We start from the raw sequence: 23439 nt of genomic DNA, 5'->3' as shown, positions 1-23439 counted from the left end.
TAGAAATCCTTTATATTTGTATATATTTCAAATGTAAAAGCAATTTTTAACCCTAAAATTTTATAAAGTTATGAACAAAGCGCAATTAATTGATGCTATTGCTAGCAAAGCTGGTTTGACTAAAGCTGATTCTAAAAAAGCATTAGATGCTTTTATTGAAACTACTACTGAAGCTTTGAAAAGTGATGATAGAGTAGCTCTTGTTGGATTTGGTTCTTTTTCTGTGTCTAAGCGTGATGCTAGAACTGGTAGAAATCCTCAAACTGGTAAGCCAATTAATATTCCAGCTAAAAAAGTTATCAAATTTAAAGCTGGTTCTGAATTAGCAGACTCTGTACAATAAATAGTTGTAAGTCAAGAAGAAATTAGAGGGGGTGTATGAATACCTCCTTTTTTTTATTTCAAATTTTCAAGATGGAAAAAGATCTACTGCTTAAATCCGTTAGGTTTTTAGAACAATTCGCAACTGATAATCGTTTAGAGTTGATTAATACCAACCTGAATAATAGAACTCGTTATATAACTATTGTATTAGAGAATATATTTCAGCCTCAGAATGCAAGTGCTGTTATGCGTTCTTGTGATTGTTTTGGAATTCAGGATCTTCATGTAATTGAGAATTCCAATACATATCAACTAAACCCTGAAGTTGTAATGGGATCTTCTAAATGGGTAGATTTACATCAGTATAATAAAAAAGAGGAAAACTCTGTTGATGCTATTTTGGATTTAAAGCAAAAGGGCTATCGTATAGTGGCCACAAGTCCACATGTTAATGATGTTTTATTACCCGATTTTGATTTGAAAAAAGGGAAAGCAGCTTTTTTTTTCGGAACTGAACTTACTGGTTTATCCGATATCGTACTCGAACACGCAGATGAATTTGTGAAAATTCCGATGTACGGATTTACGGAAAGTTTTAATATATCCGTATCCGCAGCTCTTGTGCTGAGTCATTTGGCTAATGAGTTAAGGAGATCTGAATTGTCTTGGCAGTTAAATGAAATTGAAAAATTAGAACTGAAATTGGATTGGTTAAAGAAATCTGTACGAAAAGGAGATAAAATGCTAATTGAATATCTAAAAAAAGAACAAAATATTCACTAATAATCAAATGTATTATTTAGTTAAAGATGACGGCAGGGAATATTTCGCTTAAATATTTCGGAAATGGTAAAAAGATTCTTATTTTTGATGAAAAGTATCTTGCTGTAGATAAATCATATTTATTCTCTCTAATAGAACCTAATTAATACTCAATATATGAATTGTGTTGTTATAGATGATGATAAACTTTCTAGAAAAGTTGTGGAAAGTTATATTGAAAGAACTGATTTTCTGACTTTAGGAGCATCTTATCCTAGTGCCATCGATGCTATTAATAATATCAAAAAAAACGAACCTGTTGATTTAATTTTTTTAGATATTGAGATGCCTGAAATGAGCGGGATGGAGTTTTTAAATAGTCTTAGTACGCCCCCTCAAATTATTATAATATCATCCAAGGAACAATATGCATTGGAAGCTTTTGAATATGATGTAACTGATTATTTGTTAAAGCCAATTAGTTATAGTCGTTTCTTTAAGGCGGTGAGTAAAGCAAATAAACGTTACAAAAATAGTGAAGCTTTTGTACAGGATAAAAGTGAGATATTTATTAAGAGCAATTCTTCTTTGGTTCGATTGAATTACCATGATATTTTATGGATTGAGGCACTTGAAAATTATGTCGTAGTAAATACTTATCAGGAAAAATATACCATTCATTTTACAATGAAGGCCATTGAAGAAAAAATGCCATCAGCAAGATTCTCCAGAATACATCGTTCCTATATTGTAAATCTCAGCAAAATTGAGCTTATTGAAGATAATTCGGTGGTAATTGATACAGAAGCAGGTTCTAAATCAATTCCTATAGGTAAATCTTATCGTGATAAATTAATGGGGGATATTAATTTAATGACACGATAGTTTTTTAATGGCAGGATTTTTTGTGAATTTTGTATTCAGTAAAAAATTCAGCATATGATAACCAATAGACAATTATTTTTACAGCACGTAGCTACAACTTCTGATTTTCCAATAGGTTTGGAAATAGAAAGAGCAGAAGGAATATACATGTACGACCCGAACGGGAGACCATACTTGGATCTTGTTTCGGGCGTTTCTGTTAGTAATCTTGGGCATGGACATCCTCGTGTTCGCCAGGCAGTTAAAGATCAGGTTGATAAATACATGCACTTAATGGTGTATGGTGAGTTTATCGAAACGCCACAAGTGAAGCTGGCTAAGCTATTAGCCGATAATCTTCCGGAAAGTTTAAATTCAGTTTATTTTGTTAATTCAGGTAGTGAGGCAAATGAAGGTGCACTAAAAGTTGCAAAACGCTATACTGATAGAACAGAAATCATCGCATTTAATAATGCGTATCATGGTAGTACTCACGGAGCTTTAAGTGTTTTGGGAGATGAGGAGATGAAAAATGCCTACCGACCATTATTACCTGATATTAGATTCCTCGAATTTGGGAATGTTGCAGATTTAGAGCAAATATCCGATAAAACTGCTTGTGTTATTTTGGAACCGATTCAGTCAGAAGGTGGAATGATTATTCCATCTAAAGAATTTATCCAAACTCTTCGTGCAAGATGTACAGAAAAGGGTGCTTTGTTGATATTCGATGAGGTTCAAATGGGTTTTGGAAGAACAGGTAAGTTATTCGCCTTTGAGCATTTTGATGTAGTACCAGATATTCTTTGCCTTGCGAAAGCTATGGGGGGAGGAATGCCTATAGGTGCCTTTATCTCTGATAAGAAAATATTGGATTCTTTTAAGAATAAACCTATGTTAGGGCATATTACTACATTCGGAGGGCATCCAGTGTGTTGTGCTGCGGCAAAGGCTTCTTTGGAAGTTTTACTGGAGGAGAATATTGTAGCTGATGTGCAGCGAAAAGGGGAGCTCTTTGTTACCTTATTGAAAGATCACCCATTAGTAAAAGGATTTCGTCAATTGGGTTTGTTTATAGCAGTGGAAGTTGAGACTCAGGAGATAATGATTGAAATTATGAAAGAAGGCTTTGAATTGGGAGTGGTTATGGATCCCTTTCTTTTTTATCCGGGAGCTTATCGTATTGCACCACCTTTGAATATTACCGATGAGGAAATTCATCATGCTTCAGAGTTGCTAATACAAGCAATGGATAATGTTATGAAGAGAACATGAAAAATTGGATAATTGCTTTTCTGATTGTTTGGAACTACACTCCTGTATTTGCTCAAGAAAATTTAAGTAAAGCTGAAAATGAAATTTATCAAGATTTTGAAAATTTACTTCAAGCAGATGCGGATTCCTTAAAGTTGAGTATTTGCTATAATATTCAGGAAACTTTAAAAAATATTCTACTTCAGCCAAAAAGTTTTGACTATCCTTTTAGTAGTCTTAATAGGATGGGAAAGCTTTTTTCACCAGATCAGGCCTTTCGAATATACAATTGGAATTGTGTCCTAGCTGATGGAACCTATCGGTATTACGGTTTGATTCAGTTACAAAAAAGAGGGAAATTGCAAGTTGAAGTTTGGACAGATAGTTGTATTGATCATGGTATGGAAAGTCAACAGATCGCTATCAATTGGATGGGAGCTTTGTACTATAAGGTGATTCCTTTTCGTGTAAAAGATGGAGAGGCATACGTTTTATTAGGATGGGATGGTAATAACTATATCACAAATAAAAAGATAATTGAAATTTTGAGTTTCGATAAAAATGGAAAATCTCAATTTGGAAAACCAATTATTTACTGGAGAGGAAAAATGCTGAACCGGGTGGTTTTTGAATATGCCAAACAAGCTCGCATGAGCGTTCAATATCAAGAAAAAGAAAAAAGAATTGTATTCGATCATTTGGCACCTTCCTCACCCAATTACCAAAATCAATTTGAATATTACGGACCTGATTTGTCTTATGATGCTTTAGTGTATAAGAATGGATTTTGGAGATTGGTTGAAAATATAGATGTACGAAATAAATAGAGAACAATATGGAAGAATTTAAATATCAAACCGAACAATTTGCGGATATAAAAATATTAAGATACCAGGTTCCTGGCTTTGAGAAATTATCCTTACGGCAAAAGGAATTGATCTATTATTTAGCCGAGGCAGCACGCTGCGGTCGGGATATTCTCTTCGATCAGAATAACAAATATAATTTGCGAATCAGACGAAGTTTGGAAGCTATTGTAAAATCGTATGATGGTGATAGGGATTGTGAAGATTTTCAGCAATTTATAGTTTATGCCAAAAGAGTTTGGTTTTCGAACGGAATTCATCACCATTATTCGATGGATAAGTTTTTACCTGAATTTTCGGAAGAATATTTTGGGGAACTATTGGCAAATACGAATCATGAGTTATTGCCTCTTACCGAAGGAGAGCAGGTGTTGGATTTGATGAATACTTTGGTGCCAGTAATATTTGATGCATCAATTGCATCCAAAAGGGTAGTTCTAAATCCTGATTTGGATTTAATTCAAGACTCGGCGAACAATTATTACGAAGGGGTGAATCAGCAAGAAGTAGAAGACTATTATGCAACTTTCGACAAGGGAGATCAGGAAAGACCTATATCTGCTGGTTTAAATTCTAAACTGATTAAAGAAAACAATCAGTTGGTAGAGAAGGTATGGAAGCTTGGCGGAATGTATTCCGAAGCCATCGAACAAATTATATTTTGGTTGGGAAAGGCGATTCCTGTTACCGATAGTGATTTGCAAAAAGAATCTTTGATTCAATTGGTGGCCTTTTACAAGACTGGAGATCTGCACATTTTTGATACTTATTCTATTCTTTGGGTGAAAGATTTGGATGCGCATGTAGATGTGGTGAATGGATTTATTGAAGTGTATGGCGATGCGTTGGCTATTAAGGGAAGTTGGGAATCGGTGGTAAATTTCAAAGATGTTGAGGCCACTAAACGAACCGAAATTATTTCAAATAATGCCCAATGGTTTGAAGATCATTCGCCCGTTGATGATAGATTTAAGAAAAAAGAGGTGAAAGGCGTTAGTGCTAAGGTAATAACTGTTGCCATGCTTGGTGGTGATTGTCATCCCGCAACGCCAATTGGAGTAAATCTTCCCAATGCCGAATGGATTCGCAAAGAACACGGAAGCAAGTCGGTAACCATTGATAATATTACCCTTGCCTACTACCAATCTTCGCTAAAGAGTGGAATGGTAGAGGAATTTGCGTATAGCGAAGCGGAAATCGCAAGAGCCAAAGAGCATGGTTATTTGGGTGGAAATCTGCATACTGATTTACATGAATGCCTGGGTCATGGATCGGGACAATTGTTGCCTGGAGTAGGAATGGATGCACTAAAAAATTATCATTCTACCTTGGAAGAAGCCCGAGCCGACTTGTTCGCACTCTACTATATGATGGATCCTAAAATGGTGGAATTGGGATTAATGCCCAGTTTGGAAGTGGCAAAGGCCGAATACGATGGCTACATCCGCAATGGATTAATTACCCAGTTAACCAGAATAGAATCGGGAAAAGATATTGAGGAATCGCATATGCGAAACCGTCAGCTGATTGCAAAATGGGTGTTTGAAAAAGGAGAAGGGGTAATCGAGCAACTTACAAAAGATGGAAAAAGCTTTTTTGTAGTGAAGGATTACGAAAAACTGAGAGCACTTTTTGGACAATTATTGGCTGAAGTGCAAAGAATAAAATCGGAAGGTGATTTGGAAGCCGGAAAAGCATTGGTTGAAAACTACGGTGTAAAAGTTGATGTGGAATTACATCAGGAAGTTTTGACTCGATTTAAAAAACTAAATCTGGCTCCTTATGCCGGATTTATTAACCCGGATTACCGACCTGTTTGGGATGGAGATAAAATTGTGGAGGTGGAAATTTATTATCCCGATGATTTTACAAGCCAAATGTTGGAATATGGAGAGAAATATTCTTTTCTACCACATGTAAATTAAAAGAAGAGACTTCGAAGAGCTTTTGCCAACAGCAAAAGCTCTTTTTTAAATTAGGAATGGCACTATCTAAAAGAAAATCGGTCAGTTTATTGTAGAAAAGTAAACCTTTTTTTATAACAGAGGCCTGCTCTTCTGTTGTCCTACTGCCACAACTGGTTATTTATTCAATTTGGTTTCTACAAAGTTCTTTGTTACTATACCTAATTCATTCTTTACTAATCTTGTTCGGTTTTATGATATTCAGTAGGTTTGAAAAAAGCCATTTTATGCTTGGCAGGTTGATTTTTCGCTGGCAATTTTATTTTTACAACCTGAGTGTTGGAAATTCTGTTGGCAAAATGCTCTCGAAGGTCTGAGTTGACAAAATCCATGTGGCAAAACGCTCTCGAAGGTCTGAGTTGACAAAATCCACGTGGCAAAATGCTCTCGCAGGTCTGAGTAGGTAAAATCCAAAATAAAATCGGTCAGATTTTCCAATACAGTCAGGTTTCCTTCATTTGTTAGTCAGATAAAATCAATCTTATAGTGATGGAAGCATGGTAGATATCAATATCTGGCAAAAGCTATAATTACCGTAGGAACGATAGGAAATTTAATAGAACACAATTTAACCGGACATCAGTAATGAAAAAATCAATTTATTTTATTCCACGCTACTTTCCGAAGCTTTCTGAAGTTGAGAAATACGAGGATGATGGCAATAGGAATTGCGATAAGTACACTGTAGGGCACAAAACTTAATCCGTAATGTATTCCTCCAAGCACAGCTCCCGAAAGCATTAGTAAAATTCCTTTTACAAAATTTCCTCCTGTATCCTGCGTATTTCTTTCTGTGGAAAAAGGTAGTTGAGGATTTTGCCAGGAAAATATAAGCGATGTAATTAGGATTATCGAGAGCGATCCAAATATAATATCATCCAGTAAGTTGATACCCCAAATAGATAAGCAAACACCACTGATTACGATAATGGTTGGCAGGAAGTATTTTACAATTACTGATTTAAATGCACCCAATAATATTTGACCGGGATTGCTAAGTGGTAGTGATCTGTAAAACCAACTGGATTTTGGTTGATCGCTGAATGCCAATTGTTGCGTAAGGTTAAAAGTGACAAAGAGTGGCAGGTAAATAAGAAAAAGGTATTTTTTACTTGCAACAAGTGTTTCTAAATTGAAGCTTTTTTTGCTATTGAATAGAATTAAAAGGCCAAATATAAGAATATAACCAAAGGCCGGATACACGGTTTGTTTGTATTTGCGTTCGCGTCCGCTCATTAGCCAAATCATTTTAAATGCAGTTGCTTCTTCTTTTGTTTGTGCACAAAGCCTACTGAAAAAAACCATTATCTTATGCTTTTCCTTGCCATTGGAGCTTACTTTTTGTTTTTTGCTGCCGGCAACATCCAATTGTGCGAGTGCTATGTTGAACCTGGGAGCCAAAACCTTAATTACGAAAAACAGACTAAGTATCGGAACAAGGATTCCTAAAATAAGGAATAGCAGATGCGACCAATCGTAAATACCATTAATAAAGCCATCCATTGTACCACTCAGCCATACCGGTGGTATCAGATACGACCACCAATGAATATTCATCTTAATCTCAGCAATATTTATAAAATCCATCATTCTGGGCAGCAACTGATACGCACCCATAAATAGAATAGCCATAGCAATCTGAAAATACACGATGATGTCCTTTAACTTCTGTCCGCTAACCACATTCATCAATCCCAAATAGAAAATATTGGTCAGAAATAAGGTAAATAAAGAAGCTAACACGATTAAGATTAATAGGAGGAGAGTTGCAAAAATGCCGTGATTTATAATGGTATTTATAATGTAGAATATGGAGAGCGAAAGACTCATGTGCGTAATGTAGAAAGCGATATGCAGAATCTTAGCCATCACTATGGTTCTGCTGTTGACAGGTCGCGGCATTAAAATATGATTGTCGCGCGTATCAATTAACACATTGGTAAACTCTGAAATCATCAGCATGGCTATCATTATCATGATAAATGCAAAGAATACCGTATAGCTAACCAATGGAGATTTAATGGAGCTGAGGCTAATTCCCATTAGCATACCTACCACAGCATAAACAAAAGCTTGTAAAAGTAGTTGGTTTCCGGATTCTTTTTTTTTCTGAGACAGGGATAGACTCCTCCTGTTATCCATCGTTAATTTTATCCTTAAAATAGAGCGCAGTTGGTCAAAATCAACTCCCATAGTTCGAATAATTCCTTTAAAAGGAAGCAAACAGATTAGTATAAATTTCACCATTGCTTAGTTCTCAAATACATTAATAATTTCCTCTGCTTTTTCACTATGTCCCGAAGTACCGGTTAGCTCGGTAAAAATATTCTCCAACGATCCGGAATGAGCTTTGGCATTTAAATCCTCAAAACTACCATCGGCAATAATTCTTCCATCGTCGATAAGAATAATCCGGTCGGATATTTTTTCTACCACATCCATAATATGCGAACTGTAGAATATGGTTTTACCCTCTCTTGCCAATTGGGTGAGAATCTCTTTTATAATGATAACTGAGTTGGCATCAAGGCCAGACAAGGGCTCATCCATAAATATAATATCGGGGTTGTGGATTAATCCGGATATGATTAGTATTTTCTGTCGCATTCCCTTTGAAAAGGAGTTTAAGCGTTCATCAGCGTGAGCTTTCATTTCGAACAAGTCCAGTAACTTTTCTATTTTCAAATTGATATCCTCAGCATCCATAGCGTGTAGCTCGCCTACAAATTGAAGATATTCTCTGGGGGTAAGCGTATCGTATAAAGCGGCATTTTCGGGAATGTATCCAATACGCTTTTTTATTTCCAAGGATTGTGTTCTTAAATCGTATCCCAGAATATTAATGTCTCCATCGAAATCGGATAGTAGTCCGCATAATATTTTAACCGTAGTTGATTTTCCGGCGCCGTTTGGACCAATGTATCCGATAATTTGTCCTGGTTGAATTTCCAAATTAATTCCCTTCAGTACTTTATTGGGGATGTTGCCATTGGTGTAACTATTTTCCAAATTTTTAATGGAGATTGCGGTGAGTGATTTTTCTGACATAAGGTTTTGACTTTGATTATTTTTAAGGGTTCTAAAATTAATGATTTGAGCGAGGGAAGCAAAGGAATAGGATTATTACTGTTAAGTTTTTAGATGAAACAGTAGATTAAAGCCCAAAAGAGGTGTTTTCGCCGGTTGTATGAGGAAAAGCTGACATTACCATGAATTTATTTCACATTTCCTGTCTTATTGACAGGAATCACCTATTGGCACAAGCTTTGACTATTAGCCTTCCGATAAAATGTAATTCAAAATTTAAAACAATATAAGTATGTCAACAGGAAAAATTGGTGTAACCAGCCACGATCTGTTTCCAATCATTAAGAAATTTTTGTATTCAGATCACGATATCTTTTTACGTGAGATTGTTTCGAATGCAGTAGATGCTTCTCAAAAACTGAAAACACTAGCTTCAACTGGTGAATATAAAGGAGAACTAGGAGATTTATCTGTTCGTGTTAGTATCGATTCCGAAGCTAAAACTTTAACTATTTCCGATAGAGGTATTGGTATGACTCAGGAGGAAATTGAAAAGTATATCAATCAGATTGCTTTCTCTGGTGCAGAAGAGTTTTTAGATAAATATAAAGATCAGGCCAATGCTATTATTGGTCATTTCGGATTGGGTTTTTATTCTTCATTTATGGTATCCGACAAGGTGGATATTGTAACCCTTTCGCATAAAGAAGGTGCCGAAGCTGTAAAATGGAGCTGCGAGGGAAATCCGGAATACACATTAGAAAAAGTAGAGAAAGCAGATCGGGGAACCGATATTGTGATGCATATCTCGGAGGATGAGAAAGACTTTTTAGAGCAGAGCCGGATTCAGGAATTGTTGAATAAGTACTGTAAGTTTCTTCCTATCGAAATTACTTTTGGTAAGAAAACAGAATGGAAAGATGGAAAGCAGGAAGAAACTGATGAAGACAATATCATCAACGATACAAATCCTGCATGGACCAAGAAACCATTGGATTTAAAAGAAGAGGATTACAGTAGTTTCTATCGTCAGCTTTATCCTGCGGGCGAGGATCCTTTATTTCATATTCATTTGAATGTGGATTATCCGTTTAATTTAACAGGTATTCTTTATTTCCCAAAAATTAAGAATAGCGTTGAAATACAGAAAAACAAGATTCAGTTGTATTGCAACCAGGTATTTGTTACCGATTCGGTTGAAGGTATCGTGCCTGAATTTTTAACGCTTCTTCATGGAGTGATCGATTCTCCGGATATTCCATTGAACGTATCCCGTTCGTACTTGCAAAGTGATGGAAATGTGAAGAAAATCTCGAACCATATCACCAAGAAAGTTGCTGATAGCTTGAATGATATTTTTAAGAAAGATCGTAAGGATTTTGAGGAGAAATGGGATGATCTACGTCTTTTTGTACAATATGGAATCTTGACAGAGGAGAAATTCTACGATCGTGCCAAGAAATTCATGCTTGTAAAAAATACCGATGCTAAGTATTTCACTTTAGAAGAATACGAAGCTATTGTAAAAGAAAATCAAACCGATAAGGATAAGAATATCATTAATTTATATGCTACCGATGCCGATGCACAATTTACTTATATTGAGGCAGCAAAGGCAAAAGGTTATGATGTTTTGATTATGGATAGCCAGTTGGATAATCATTTGATTAACCATTTGGAACAGAAAACACCTACTACTAAGTATGTGCGTGTAGATTCTGATGTTGTAGATAAATTGATCCAAAAAGAGGAGCTAAAGGAATCTAAATTATCAGAAGAGCAAAAAACCGATTTGATTCCGGTTTTCAATGCACAATTGCCAAGTACAGGTGTGAACTATATGGTTACTTTTGAGTCTTTAGGCGAGAATACGCAACCATTGATGATTACGCAGGCTGAATTTATGCGCCGAATGAAAGATATGGCAGCCATGAATGCGGGAATGGGATTCTATGGCGAAATGCCGGATTCGTATAATTTGGTTGTGAACACCGATCATGCTTTAATTGAAACAATCCTAACTGATAAGGATGCAAAATTAAGCGATAAGCTTACTGAGGTAAAAGCGAAATTGCAACCATTATTCGGAGAGAGAGATGCTTTGGAAGCTTTGAAGAAAGACAAAAAAGAAGATGAAGTACCTCAGGAAGAAAAGGATAAAATGACTGAAGTTCAAAAGCAGATTACCGAGGTAAATGCTGAGAAAGAAGGTCTGTTGAAAGGCTTCGGTAAGGATAATCAGTTGGTAAAACAATTGATCGATCTTGCTTTACTTGCCAACAATATGTTGAAAGGGGAGGAGCTTGCCAAATTCGTGAAACGAAGTGTAGATATGATCAAGTAATTGATTATTACCTGAAATATATTGTAGCCGGATTCTTAGAGTCCGGCTATTTTTTTGTTTGAAATCTGGTATGCAATCGAAGATATTTCGCACAATTTATTGCTGCTAAAAGAGTAATTCTCTCGCGAGCACGCGAATCCTTGCTGCCCTCGGCGGGAGACATTCGCAGGCTCGCGAAAGCTTGCTGCCCTCGGGCGGAGACTTCCGCGGACGTGCGAGAACGTGCTGCCCTTGGCGGGAGACTTCCGCGGACATGCGGAAGCTTGCTGCCTTCGGCGGGAACTTTTCGCTAATTTGAGAAGGCTAACTGCCCATGACCAGCTTTTTAAATGAGGTTTAATTTATTTAGAGATTTATCCAAATATAAAAGGCTGTTCGGGTAGAACAGCCTCTGTCCTTCAGACTTATTGCAGAAGGGGTATGTTTTTGATTGTTTTTCTTTAATCTAAGCTTATTTTTTGCTTCTCTTCTTTTGATTTCTTTTCCTGTTCTCGATAGCTTTTTGTCGGCCTTTCGATCCCGAAGGAGTCTTCATGTTTTTTGCTGATTTCTGATGGAAAGCACCTGTGTCTTTTCGGACAGTGTTTTTCACCTTAATATTTCGGGTTTGTATTTTCTCATCTTCTAATAGTTGCTTCGTAATTTCCACATCTAAAGGTATGGATTCAACAGAAATCTGATCCCGAATCAAATCTTCAATTTTCTCCATCAATTCCTGTTCCACCTCATTTACCATGCTAATTGCAGTACCTTCTTTTTCCGCTCTACCAGTACGTCCGATACGGTGAACATATTCTACATAGTTGGTCGGAATATCAAAATTGATAACATGACTTACATCTTGTATATCGATACCACGAGCTGCAACATCAGAAGCTACCAAAATTCTCGATTTTCCTTCCTTGAAGGAGTTAAGCGCTTTAATTCTGGTATTTTGAGCTTTGTTGGAGTGAATAACACTTAAATCTTCACCAAAAATTTCTTCTAATCGAATTGCAATTCTATCTGCATTTTTCTTGGTTTCGGTAAATACCATCACCTTATTAAATACTTCCTTGTCCTGAAGTAAATATTTAAGCAGATTTACTTTGCTAAGGATGTTTGGAACCTGGTATTGAATCTGGTGAATATTTTTAACAGTGGTGGCTTGAGGGGCAATTTCAATTCTCTCCGGAAATAGAAGAAAATCATCTGTCAATTTGGCAACAGTATCGGAAAATGTCGCAGAAAATAATAAATTTTGATGTTTTTCCGGTAACACCTCAAAAATAGCATTCAGCTGCGGCATGAAACCCAAATCCATCATTTTATCAGCTTCATCAACAACCAGAGTTCTAATCTGATTTAGTTTGAGTACCCGCGACATGAATATATCCATTAACCGCCCCGGAGTTGCAACTAAAATATCAATACCTTCGCATACTTTTTCTTTCTGGGTGTTGATGTTCACTCCACCATATACACCAACCGATCTAATATCCATAAAGGGAGTAAGAAGATCGATTGTTTCGCAAACCTGTAAAACTAATTCGCGGGTAGGAACTACGATAAGTGCACGAGGATCATAACCCTGGGCGTAATTTAGTTTCATGAGAATCGGCATCAAGTAGGCCAAAGTTTTACCAGTTCCTGTTTGAGCAATACCAATTACGTCTTTTCCTGATCGAACAGGGGAGAATACTTCCTTTTGAATACTTGTAGGCTTTTCAAAACCAGCTTCCTCCAAAGCCATTCTAATTTGCTTGCTTAATTTTATGTCGTCAAATGAAATCATTACCGTAAATTTGAAAATTTGAGCAAAAATAGTTAAATAAACTGAGAAATGGAGCGGAATAAGAAATTTGCAACAAATCAGATTATAAGCAGATTCAAAACCTTAGGAAGGTGTAATTTTAAAATCTTGCAATTAATTTATTAATAGAATTCTACTGAGCAGTAAATGCTCTATTTCCAGATTAAGGAGATTTCTTCTTTCAATTCTGTTTTAGCAATTTCAAGAACGGAATTTTGTTGCTGCATATGCGATTCGATAACCGCTTTACTTAAGCTTAAAGATGAATCAGTGGCCAGTAGTTGCATTGCTTCAGCATTTACCAACTGAATGATGCTTTCCTTCGCATTTTTAATATGCATCCATAGTTTTGGTGATACATAAATTTGTTGCGAAAGGTTGTGCTCAAATTCTGTTCGAATAGCTGTGAGTAATTTTTGCTGTAGTTGTTTGTTGTTAAGACCTGCCTCGTTTTCTCTTATAATGATAGATTCAGGATGTATTCTTTCCAGAAATAGAATTAGCCTTTCATAGGCTTGAAGTCGAATAGGAATGGTTTCTTTATTCGTATGGAGTAGTACTTCTAACTTTGCTTTTTTCTCCTCCCGTCGTAAAAATTCTCTCATAACAAGATAGGCCGTTGCAAAAACCACTAGGGATGGTAAAAGATATTTACTTATTTCTTCTATGTAATTCATTTTTTCAAATTTAATAAGTGAGCATGTAATATTAAAAACAGTATATTTGCCACTTACAAACACAAATAAATATTCCTATAAAACAAGGATTATTTTGATTACAAGGGGGCATATGTTTACAAAAGTATTAAGCAATTTATTAAAACCCTAAATTAAAATTAGAATGTTGAAAGTTTCCGATCGAATTGCAGAAATGGAAGTATCGCCAACTCTGGCAATGTCACAGAAAAGTAGAGAAATGAAAGATCAGGGGATTGATGTTATCAATCTGAGTGTAGGAGAACCCGATTTTAATACTCCTGATCATGTAAAAAAAGCTGCACAAAAGGCTATCGATGATAATTATTCTCATTATTCTCCGGTACCTGGCTTTTTAGAATTAAGAAAAGCAGTTGTAAATAAATTAAAACGCGAAAATCATTTAGATTATACAACAGATCAGATTGTAGTGTCGAATGGAGCCAAACAATCCATTATGAATGCTATGATGAGTGTGGTAAATAAAGGGGATGAAGTAATAATACCATCTCCTTACTGGGTAAGTTATTCCGCGATTGTGAAGTTGGCGGAGGGAATAAATGTATTTGTTCCGGCTAGCATCGAGCAGGATTTTAAGATTACTCCTGCACAATTAGAAGCTGCAATCACTCCCAAAACAAGAGCTTTTTTATTCAGTTCGCCAAGCAATCCAACCGGAAGCTTATATTCTAAAGAAGAGTTACGTGCTTTGGCAGATGTATTTGCAAAACATCCAAATATTGTAATCCTCTCGGATGAGATTTATGAGCATATTAACTATGTTGGAACTCATGAAAGTATTGCTCAATTTGATGATATTAAAGATCGGGTTGTTGTGATTAATGGTGTATCCAAAGGATATGCAATGACTGGTTGGAGAATTGGTTATATTGCTGCACCTTTGTGGATTGCCAAAGCTTGCGGTAAATTACAAGGACAGATGACATCTGGTGCCTCTTCTATCGCACAGATGGCTTCGGTTGCTGCTTTGGAAGGAGATCAATCTACTACAATAGCTATGCGCGAAGCATTTCGTAAGCGTAAAGATTTGGCACTTGCTCAATTAAAAGAAGTTCCTGGTTTCGAAATTCGCGAACCAAAGGGTGCTTTCTATTTATTTCCTCAGGTTTCTAAATTATTCGGTAAATCGAATGGAAGTATTGCAATTAATAATGCTACGGATTTAAGTTTGTATTTATTGGAGCAGGCAAATGTTGCAACGGTAACAGGAGCAGCTTTCGGCGCACCAAATTGTTTGCGTCTTTCTTATGCTACAAGCGAGGAACAAATGGCAGAAGCAATTCAAAGAATAAAAGAAGCAATTGAAAAATTGAGCTAAGATATTTTATTGAAAGATTTTAAAAGCCGTTTCGTTTATTCGAAACGGCTTTTTTTGTGCTCTCAGGAAATAAGATAATTTTACAACCTGATGATGAAGTTGGTATAAAAAAGAACTCCCCCAATAATGGAGGAGTTGATGATATTTGAATAAAATTTAATTCTATTTATACAGATCTTTCAGACGATTAGCCATTCCTTCGGCTAAAGCTTCACATTGATCAAAATCCTCGGCATGTGGAGCGCACAATGCTTCGGGAGTTGCTTCTATAGTTTCCCATTTAATTGCTTCCGCAAATTTATTCAGGCGTTTTAATCCGCCACCGCCCCACGATTTAGAGCCAAAAACACCAAGCACATGATCTTTAATTGCCATATGTTCCAGTTCGTTAATTAAGGTTTCCATACTTGGGAAAATATCTCCATTATAGGCACAACTTCCCAAAATAACACCGCGGTATTTAAAAATATCATTAATGATATAGGAAGGATGTGTTTTAGAGGAATCGTGGATACGTACTTTTTTAATTCCTTTTTTTACCAAATGGCGGGCAATATTATCTGCCATTTTTTCTGTATTTCCATACATCGAAGCATATACAATTACACAACCTTCATCGGTTTGGTATTTGCTCCATTTATCGTATTTCGCGATAATATCATCAATATGACTTCTCCAAATTGGTCCGTGAGTGGCGCAAATCATTTTTAAATCTAAACCGCTTAATTTTGCTAATGCATTTTGAGTTGGTCTGCCATATTTACCAACAATATTGGAATAGTATCTACTTATTTCTTCCTCCAGATACTCTAAATCCAATTCATCATCAAAGATGCCTCCATCGAGGGTTCCAAATGCACCAAACGCATCACCTGAAAATAGAATTCCATTATTTGATTCGAAGGTTACCATGGTTTCAGGCCAATGCAGCATGGGAACCATATAGAAGTTTAGCTTATGCAGTCCCAGGTCTAGCTGATCTCCTTCTTTTACCTCCAGAAGATTATTTTTAATGCCGTAGAAACGTTCCAACATTGGGAAAGTTTTCTTGTTTCCAACGATTTTCATTTCGGGATAACGCTCTACCAGGGTACGAATCGATCCGGAATGATCAGGTTCCATATGGTTGATAATAAGATAATCAGCTTTACGATCGCCTAAAACGGATTCAATATTATCGATATAGGTTTCCATTGTACCTCTTTCAACGGTATCAACAATGGCAACTTTTTCGTCCATAATAATATAGGAGTTGTAAGCAACGCCTTTAGGTAAAGGCCAGTAATTCTCAAAAAGATGGGTTTTTCTGTCGTTGGTTCCTACCCAAAAAATCTTGTCAGTAATGTTGTTTTTATTATGCATTCTTTATGATTTTGAATATTCTGCATTTTCAGACTTTAAATTCTTTTTGATATGGCTGACTAGCCATTAGATAAAAAATTTGAAAGACATTTAACGTTCTGAAATGAAGACAAAATATCGGATTCGTTTGTTTTTCAGCCCACAAAATTAAGAATTAATTTTTTTTGGATGCAATCACACAACATCTTCTTTAAAAAATCTTGTCTATTGTTGTAAAAGCCGGATGAGCTGCTGTTTATTTATGATTTTAATTTCTCTGCGATTGGTTTCTATCCAACCTTCTTGTTCCATTTCTTTTAAACTACGTGCAAAGGAGGGGCGAGTAACTCCAAAAAACTGAGCCATTTCAGCTTGCGATTTTGGTAAAATGACTATTTCTTTATTTGGGGCGGCAAGTTTAAGAATGTAGTTTGCCAGTTTCCCTTTTATGGTTTTAAAATTAAGAAACATCAATTTATTGGCTAAAAACTGACTGCGATTTGAGATAGAATTGAGGTAATTGGTGAGAAAAATTTTATTTTTTTGAAATAAGTCAATTACCGAGGATTTAGATAAGGAGAATATTTCTACATCATCGTTGGCAGTTACATTCACCGGAAATTGATTTCGTTGTCCAAATAAAAATGCTGAGGCGATAGGATAGGGAGCCATAATATCTTCAATCTTTATACTTTTTCCTGACGGATCAAGCATTTCACCTTTTACACTTCCTTTTAATACAATCATAAGATTTTCGCATCGGTCTTCTCTGAATGCTACGATATCACTTTTGTTGTATTTTTTTATTTGATATTGAGCTTCATGCATAAGTTCTTCTAGCTCCCTTGCACTTATTCCCCGAAATACTGGTGATTCTGATAGATGTTGATATAGCATTATTGTATGATTTTAAATCTTCCTAATATTAGGAGTTTCCTTTCAATCATCAAAGAATAGGAGAGAATTTTGTCTGTTAATTGTAAAAGGAGCGTAAAAAGTAATTGATTTCCATTAGTGATTGTGTTTTGTGCTTACATAAAAGTAAGAAGGAATTTAACGCAAGAGCGCGACATTTCCTTTTTTGAGAACATGTTTTCCGTTTAGGTATGTTACTTCCAGAACGTAGATGTACACATCAATATTTTGAAGTTCACCATTAAAGAAACCATCCCATCCCTGATTGATGTTAGTGGTTTCAAAAATCTTTTGTCCCAAACGATTATAAATAATCAAGGTGGCTTTATCGATGTCGGTACCTCTGATGAAAAGTTTATCGTTGTGTCCGTCTCCATTCGGGGAAAAAGCTTTCGGTAGTCCAACAAAAGGATAATTTTCCACAAATCCGATATCTATAGTATCCCGGGCAGAACAATCCGATTCATTGGTAACCAGAACCCAGTATTTACCTTCTGTATTTACCGAAATCTTTTGCGTAATCTCATCTGTTGACCAAGTATAAAAACAATTGGGAGTACCGGCATCAAGAACAATACCTTTTTTAGGGTAGGATACCAAATCTTTTCCTAAGTCCACAATTGGAGTTGGATATAGACTTATTGTAATACAGTCCGATTCCATATTCCCATAAGCATCGGTTACTTCCAAACAATATTTCCCATCATCTTTAAGATAAATATTACTCTCATTTTTATTTGAGTTTATCCAATGATAATTTAGCGGATAGGTGGGATTTCCTTCAATTTGTGGAGTAATCAGAATAGAATCTCCAGTGCAGATGCTATGGTCTTCTCCTAAAAAAACTCCGAATTTTTCACCTTCCCGATAGTCAACTATTACGGTATCTTTATTGGAGCATCCGTACTGATCCGATACCTCAACCATAAAAATACCACCACTGTTGGCAAGAATAGTTTGGCTCGTTTCACCGTTATTCCATATGTAGGAAGCGCCATTATTACCTGCATCAAGTAGTTTACTTTCTCCATCCCATAGTATAAAATCGGAACCTAAATCAACAATAGGATTATGATGTGAGATTACGGTAGTATTTGCTATTTTTGAGAAACCATCCGGATCTGTAACCTTCACCCAATAATTATCTGCTTCTCCAATAGTTATTGTTGGTTTATGAGAACCATTACTCCATTCATATTGATAATTTTGCTGTTTGTTAATAGCAGGACTTAAGGTTAATTTTTCGTTACCACATAGGTGAATGATTTCGGGTAGTTGCAAATCGAAAAGATCTTCTTCTAATTTAGCCTTAAAGGATTTTCTTGTCTGGCAGCCTGCCGAGGATATTTTGGTTACCGAATAAGTTCCGGATTGGTCTATGGTGATGGAGGAAGCCGTAGAGCCATCAGACCATAAATACGTGCAGCCATTAGAAAATATATCAATGTTTGGATTTTCGTTGCTTAAAACCAGATAATCAGGAATATCAATTGTTGGTGCTTGCTGCTCCAATACCTTCACCGATGTATTTACCTTTTGATTGTCTGCTAAATCTGTCACTGTCAGCGTATAATTTTCTGGTTTTGATACGGTGATACTTTTACTGGTTTCCCCGGTATTCCACAAATAGGAATAATTGGATGGTAAGTCTATTTGTGGATTTAAAATGGCATTTTCACCCTTGCATATATATACGGTGTCAGCCAAATCAATAGCAAAACTTTTAACCAATTCTACGCTGGCATAGATGGTGTCGCTATTACATCCGAAAGCGTCGGTTTCTATTAGCTTGAATAATTGATTTTTTGCTTTATCCGGCCATTTTATTTTTATTCGAACTACTTTTCTGTTCGCATCTATTTCACTCTCTTCGTGAATGCTGCTTGCGCCTATTGGTAACCAAACAGTGTAGCTAGAGTTTTTTCCTATTTCAGCAGTGTATTCCTGGGTAGAATTTATTTTTGCCTTGGGATAATAATCTGCTATTTCGGGATTCGCAAGAGGCAAAATTTGTACGGTAGCTGCTTGATGATCTTTCGAAATAGTTAGCAGACTTAGATCTTCCAGCCAAGCCTCCTTAAGTTCGATGGTGTAATTTTGAATACTATTGGTTCTGTTCTGTAATAAAAGTGAAAGATCGAATTTTGAAATGTCGATGCCTTTATCACCATTGGCAACTACTGCCGGACTATTATTTACAGAATACGAAACAAACCATTTTTTATTTTCAGGTCCTTTAATGGTGAGTTTTATTTTTTGCATTGTCGAGGCTTCGCCATTGTTGGCGGAGCAGTACATGATCTGATAATCCGGATCGAAACTTACATCTGTAGTCTGAGCTGAAATAAATGGACATACACCGATCCAGAAAAATACAGTAAGTATTTTCGATCTGTAAACCCAATGTATTATTCTTTTTTTAGTCATATTCCAGCAGATTTTTGATGTAAATCCATTAAAAAGACAATACTATTCATGTGTTAAAGGTAATTTAAAAAATGGAATCAATAGCTTTTTGTCGTCAAGATTACATTCTTCATCATTAATATATGCTTGTTTGTCTTCTTTTTGTGCATTTAGGGTAGCATGCATCCTGTTGTTTCTACACGAAAAAAGAAATGTGTAACATCGGTTACAGTTTTTTTTTTACCCTTGCTCTACATTTGTAGCAGATAAATGATAAAATCTGAATGAAGATGGAGAATCAATATTTTAAAACCACAGATAGCCTGCTTGAGATTTGCACTCAATATCCAGAGACAATTAAAATTTTTGCGTCGAATGGATTTAAGCAATTAGAAGATGAAAAGAAAAGAGCTTTGTTTGGAAAATCACTTTCTTTAGAAATGGCTTTGAAAATGAAAAAACTTAATGTGTATACATTTTCGGCTTTGCTAGTGGAAGGTATTGAGCTCAACAGAAAACAGATTGATGGGGATTTGAATCAAAATAAAAAAGAACAAAAATCCGATGCTATACAGGTTCAGGGATTATTGCCTTGTCCGGTTCGGGTTCCATTAGTAGAAGGAATTGAAGCTTTCATTAGCACCTATGAAAAAGATCATAAAAATGAGATCGTTTACGATTTAAAAGCTGCTTCTATGGGTTTAGACTGGTTAATTGATGATGTAATTAATCAGGATAACACCGATAAATTGGCGGATATTTTTATTTCGGCAGGTTTTGATCTGTTTTTTGATGAGAACCTAATGGGTAAATTTAAAAAGCAAAATGTATTTGCCGATAGTACAGGATTTGAGCACTTGAATAAGGATTTTGATAATGATGAAATCTGTTTGAAAGATCCACAAGGACATTATTCTATGATTGGAGTAGTTCCCGCAGTTTTCTTGGTGAACAAACAAGAGCTTGGTGATCGTCCAATTCCAAAAACATGGGCAGATATTTTTAAACCGGAATTTAAGCGAAGTGTAAGTTTGCCTATTAGTGACTTCGATTTGTTTAACTCCATGTTGTTGCATATATATAAAGCATACGGAGAAGAGGGAGTAAAAGGATTGGGAACTTGTCTGTTGGAAAGTATGCACCCATCGCAAATGGTAAAGTCGCATACGAAAAAGAAAGAACGTCCTGCAATTACCATCATGCCCTATTTCTTTACTAAAATGGTGAAACAAGGTGGACCGATGATTGCAGTATGGCCGGAAGATGGAGCTATTATTAGTCCTATCTTTATGCTGACAAAGAAAGACAGACTAGAAAAAACGCAACCGGTAATCGATTTCTTTGCTTCTGAGCATGTCGGTGAAATTCTTTCACATCAGGGCTTATTTCCAAGTATTCATCCTAATGTGGATAATCGTTTACCTAAGGAGAATAAATTTATGTGGCTGGGATGGGATTATATCAATAATAATAACATAGGCGAAATGATTCGTAAATGCGATACTATTTTTAATAAGGCTATTCAAGATGAATCCTTCCGTAATTTGGGGCCATTGACATATACGTCACAGAATAATTAAGGAATGATTGTTTTCGCAGTGAAACGCAAAAAATATTAATAGAAAAGAATAGAGATACAGGTAACTGGTTTCGAGAATAATTAAGCAAGAGATATGAACTTAGTAACAGTTTCAGGACCTCCTTCATCAGGAAAAACAGCAGTGATCTTAAAAACTATCGATTCGTTTCAAAAACGTGGTTTGGAGGTTGGTGTTGTAAAGTTTGACTGCCTCTACACCGATGATGATATTTTATATAAAAAGGCCGGAGTGAAGGTTAAAAAAGGATTATCCGGATCGTTGTGTCCTGATCACTATTTTGTAAGTAATATTGAAGAAGTAGTGCAATGGGGAATCAAGGAAGATTTGGATCTCTTGATCACAGAAAGTGCGGGATTGTGTAATCGATGTTCTCCTTATGTGAAAAATGTTACTGCAGTCTGTGTGATCGATAACCTTAGCGGTATCAATACACCAAAGAAGATTGGTCCCATGCTGAAAAGCGCTGATATTGTTATTATTACTAAAGGAGATATTGTTTCGCAAGCAGAGCGGGAAGTATTTGCCTCGCGTGTAAATACAGTTAATCCGGGAGCAAGTATTATGAATGTAAACGGCTTAACTGGTCAGGGAGCCTACGAGTTGAGTACTTTATTGTACGATGAAAAGGCAAATGTAAAAACTTTGGTTGGAGAGAAGCTAAGATTTTCCATGCCATCGGCACTTTGTTCTTATTGTTTAGGCGAAACCAGAATTGGTGAAAGCTTCCAAATGGGTAATGTAAGGAAGATTAATATGGAAGATAAAAAGAACCAATAATAGAAAAGTATTAGGTCGGTTCACATTATTTGACACTAACTTAAATAACACTCAGATTCAATTGCCATCAGCTTTAATTGATGGATAAAAAAAACAGAAAATAAATACACCATGATTTCAGTTCGAGATATACAGGAACAGACAATAGCCGATTTATTCGAGCAATATCCTTTTCTTCAAGGATTTTTCGAGGAGCAGACTTTAGAAGTAAATGGACAGATCAACGAAAAACTAGATGATTTTTTGAATTTTCTGGAGGATGAGGAAGAACAAGAAAATCGAGCAATGGCTAAAGACCAGGTGCTGGAATCTATGAGTGAGTATATTACTCAGATGCTTGAATTTCTTGGAGAAGATAAGGATGACGGAGTTCGAAGTATCACCCTATTACCGGGAACGAATAAATCGGGAGAGGCAGAACAATTTGGCGAATTAAAGATTAGTAAAAGCGAGATTGTGTGTATTGTTGGACCGACAGGATCGGGGAAAAGCAGATTGCTTGCCGATATCGAATGGGTTGCACATAAGGATACGCCAACATCCAGAACCATTTTGGTGAATGATGAAAAAGGCGATAAAAAATGGAGAATGACTTCAGGAAATAAATTGGTGGCACAGCTTTCTCAGAATATGAATTTTGTGATGGATTTGAGTGTTTACGAATTCTTGGAATTGCATGCGCAAAGTCGGTTGGTAGAAGATGTGGAAAGTGTAATTGATAAGATTATTAAGCAGGCAAATAATCTTGCCGGAGAAAAGTTCGATTTAAATACGCCAATTACCAGCTTGAGCGGTGGACAATCTCGAGCTTTGATGATTGCTGATACTGCAATATTGAGTAAATCGCCTATTATTCTGATTGACGAGATTGAAAATGCGGGGATAGATCGTAAAAAGGCATTAGAGCTTTTGGTTGGAGAAGAGAAAATTGTTTTGATGGCAACGCATGATCCAATCCTGGCACTGATGGGCGATAAGCGAATTGTAATTAAAAATGGAGGAATTCATAAGGTAATTGAAACGAGTGAAGAGGAAAGAAATTTACTTGTTGATCTGGAACGAATGGATGCAGTGGTACAAAATATGAGAACACGGCTCCGCCAGGGAGAGATTATTCAAAAAGAAGATATAGGATTTTAGACTATAATGTGATTTCCACCGCATATCC

At 36.1% G+C, this 23439-nt stretch carries 18 protein-coding genes; 11 read left to right on the top strand and 7 right to left on the bottom strand.

Features of this window, described 5'->3' with window-relative positions; all coding sequences use genetic code 11:
- The first annotated feature begins 70 nt into the window (after window positions 1-70).
- From DLK05_RS05355 to DLK05_RS05330, 6 genes are all read left to right on the top strand, one after another.
- Window positions 71-343, top strand: a complete 273-nt coding sequence (locus DLK05_RS05355; protein WP_101311226.1) for an HU family DNA-binding protein — start codon at window positions 71-73, stop codon at window positions 341-343.
- 71 nt (window positions 344-414) lie between these two features.
- Window positions 415-1107, top strand: a complete 693-nt coding sequence (locus DLK05_RS05350; protein ID WP_209319729.1) for a TrmH family RNA methyltransferase — start codon at window positions 415-417, stop codon at window positions 1105-1107.
- A gap of 156 nt (window positions 1108-1263) precedes the next feature.
- Window positions 1264-1971: a LytR/AlgR family response regulator transcription factor gene (locus DLK05_RS05345; RefSeq protein ID WP_127342980.1), complete on the top strand. Its 708-nt coding sequence runs from the start codon at window positions 1264-1266 to the stop codon at window positions 1969-1971.
- A gap of 54 nt (window positions 1972-2025) precedes the next feature.
- Window positions 2026-3225, top strand: a complete 1200-nt coding sequence (locus DLK05_RS05340; RefSeq protein ID WP_235831956.1) for an aspartate aminotransferase family protein — start codon at window positions 2026-2028, stop codon at window positions 3223-3225.
- Window positions 3222-4031, top strand: a complete 810-nt coding sequence (locus DLK05_RS05335; RefSeq protein WP_127342979.1) for a hypothetical protein — start codon at window positions 3222-3224, stop codon at window positions 4029-4031. The genes DLK05_RS05340 and DLK05_RS05335 overlap by 4 nt, the downstream gene beginning before the upstream one ends.
- Before the next feature lie 8 nt (window positions 4032-4039).
- Window positions 4040-5995: a dipeptidyl-peptidase 3 family protein gene (locus DLK05_RS05330; protein WP_127342978.1), complete on the top strand. Its 1956-nt coding sequence runs from the start codon at window positions 4040-4042 to the stop codon at window positions 5993-5995.
- A 633-nt stretch (window positions 5996-6628) separates the two neighbouring features.
- Here DLK05_RS05330 and DLK05_RS05325 read toward each other — a convergent pair.
- Window positions 6629-8281 carry a hypothetical protein gene (locus DLK05_RS05325; protein WP_127342977.1) on the bottom strand — a complete coding sequence of 551 codons (1653 nt, stop codon included), beginning with the start codon at window positions 8279-8281 and terminating at the stop codon, window positions 6629-6631.
- Between the two features lie 3 nt (window positions 8282-8284).
- Complete coding sequence (locus DLK05_RS05320) at window positions 8285-9082, bottom strand: ABC transporter ATP-binding protein (RefSeq protein ID WP_127342976.1); 798 nt, start codon at window positions 9080-9082, stop codon at window positions 8285-8287.
- Window positions 9083-9353: 271 nt separating this feature from the next.
- Between DLK05_RS05320 and htpG the strand changes: the two genes are divergently transcribed.
- Window positions 9354-11405 carry a molecular chaperone HtpG gene (gene htpG, locus DLK05_RS05315; protein ID WP_127342975.1) on the top strand — a complete coding sequence of 684 codons (2052 nt, stop codon included), beginning with the start codon at window positions 9354-9356 and terminating at the stop codon, window positions 11403-11405.
- A 451-nt stretch (window positions 11406-11856) separates the two neighbouring features.
- Here the strand turns inward: htpG and DLK05_RS05310 are convergent, their stop codons facing one another.
- Window positions 11857-13179 carry a DEAD/DEAH box helicase gene (locus tag DLK05_RS05310; protein ID WP_209319728.1) on the bottom strand — a complete coding sequence of 441 codons (1323 nt, stop codon included), beginning with the start codon at window positions 13177-13179 and terminating at the stop codon, window positions 11857-11859.
- A gap of 170 nt (window positions 13180-13349) precedes the next feature.
- Window positions 13350-13874: a DUF7935 family protein gene (locus DLK05_RS05305; protein ID WP_127342974.1), complete on the bottom strand. Its 525-nt coding sequence runs from the start codon at window positions 13872-13874 to the stop codon at window positions 13350-13352.
- Window positions 13875-14037: 163 nt separating this feature from the next.
- On the opposite strand from DLK05_RS05305, the gene DLK05_RS05300 reads away from it, so the two are divergent.
- The gene (locus tag DLK05_RS05300) at window positions 14038-15231 is read left to right on the top strand and encodes a pyridoxal phosphate-dependent aminotransferase (protein WP_127342973.1); all 1194 of its coding nucleotides are present in this window, start codon (window positions 14038-14040) and stop codon (window positions 15229-15231) included.
- A 162-nt stretch (window positions 15232-15393) separates the two neighbouring features.
- Here the strand turns inward: DLK05_RS05300 and DLK05_RS05295 are convergent, their stop codons facing one another.
- From DLK05_RS05295 to DLK05_RS05285, 3 genes are all read right to left on the bottom strand, one after another.
- The gene (locus DLK05_RS05295) at window positions 15394-16593 is read right to left on the bottom strand and encodes an FprA family A-type flavoprotein (RefSeq protein WP_127342972.1); all 1200 of its coding nucleotides are present in this window, start codon (window positions 16591-16593) and stop codon (window positions 15394-15396) included.
- A 204-nt stretch (window positions 16594-16797) separates the two neighbouring features.
- Complete coding sequence (locus DLK05_RS05290) at window positions 16798-17469, bottom strand: Crp/Fnr family transcriptional regulator (protein ID WP_127342971.1); 672 nt, start codon at window positions 17467-17469, stop codon at window positions 16798-16800.
- A gap of 156 nt (window positions 17470-17625) precedes the next feature.
- Window positions 17626-19914: a T9SS type B sorting domain-containing protein gene (locus DLK05_RS05285; protein WP_127342970.1), complete on the bottom strand. Its 2289-nt coding sequence runs from the start codon at window positions 19912-19914 to the stop codon at window positions 17626-17628.
- Between the two features lie 269 nt (window positions 19915-20183).
- Between DLK05_RS05285 and DLK05_RS05280 the strand changes: the two genes are divergently transcribed.
- The 3 genes from DLK05_RS05280 to DLK05_RS05270 all read left to right on the top strand — a co-directional run bounded on the left by DLK05_RS05280 (window position 20184) and on the right by DLK05_RS05270 (window position 23411).
- The gene (locus tag DLK05_RS05280) at window positions 20184-21473 is read left to right on the top strand and encodes an ABC transporter substrate-binding protein (RefSeq protein ID WP_127342969.1); all 1290 of its coding nucleotides are present in this window, start codon (window positions 20184-20186) and stop codon (window positions 21471-21473) included.
- 93 nt (window positions 21474-21566) lie between these two features.
- Window positions 21567-22271 (top strand): GTP-binding protein, encoded by a 705-nt coding sequence (locus DLK05_RS05275; RefSeq protein WP_127342968.1) that lies wholly within the window; start codon window positions 21567-21569, stop codon window positions 22269-22271.
- A gap of 111 nt (window positions 22272-22382) precedes the next feature.
- Complete coding sequence (locus DLK05_RS05270) at window positions 22383-23411, top strand: ATP-binding cassette domain-containing protein (RefSeq protein WP_127342967.1); 1029 nt, start codon at window positions 22383-22385, stop codon at window positions 23409-23411.
- Window positions 23412-23439 lie beyond the last annotated feature (28 nt).

This window comes from Ancylomarina longa, from assembly GCF_003996985.1.
GTDB classification, from domain to species: Bacteria; Bacteroidota; Bacteroidia; order Bacteroidales; family Marinifilaceae; genus Ancylomarina_A; species Ancylomarina_A longa.
Note: the sequence above shows the minus strand (reverse complement) of the source record. Positions and strands in the feature narration are given on the sequence as shown.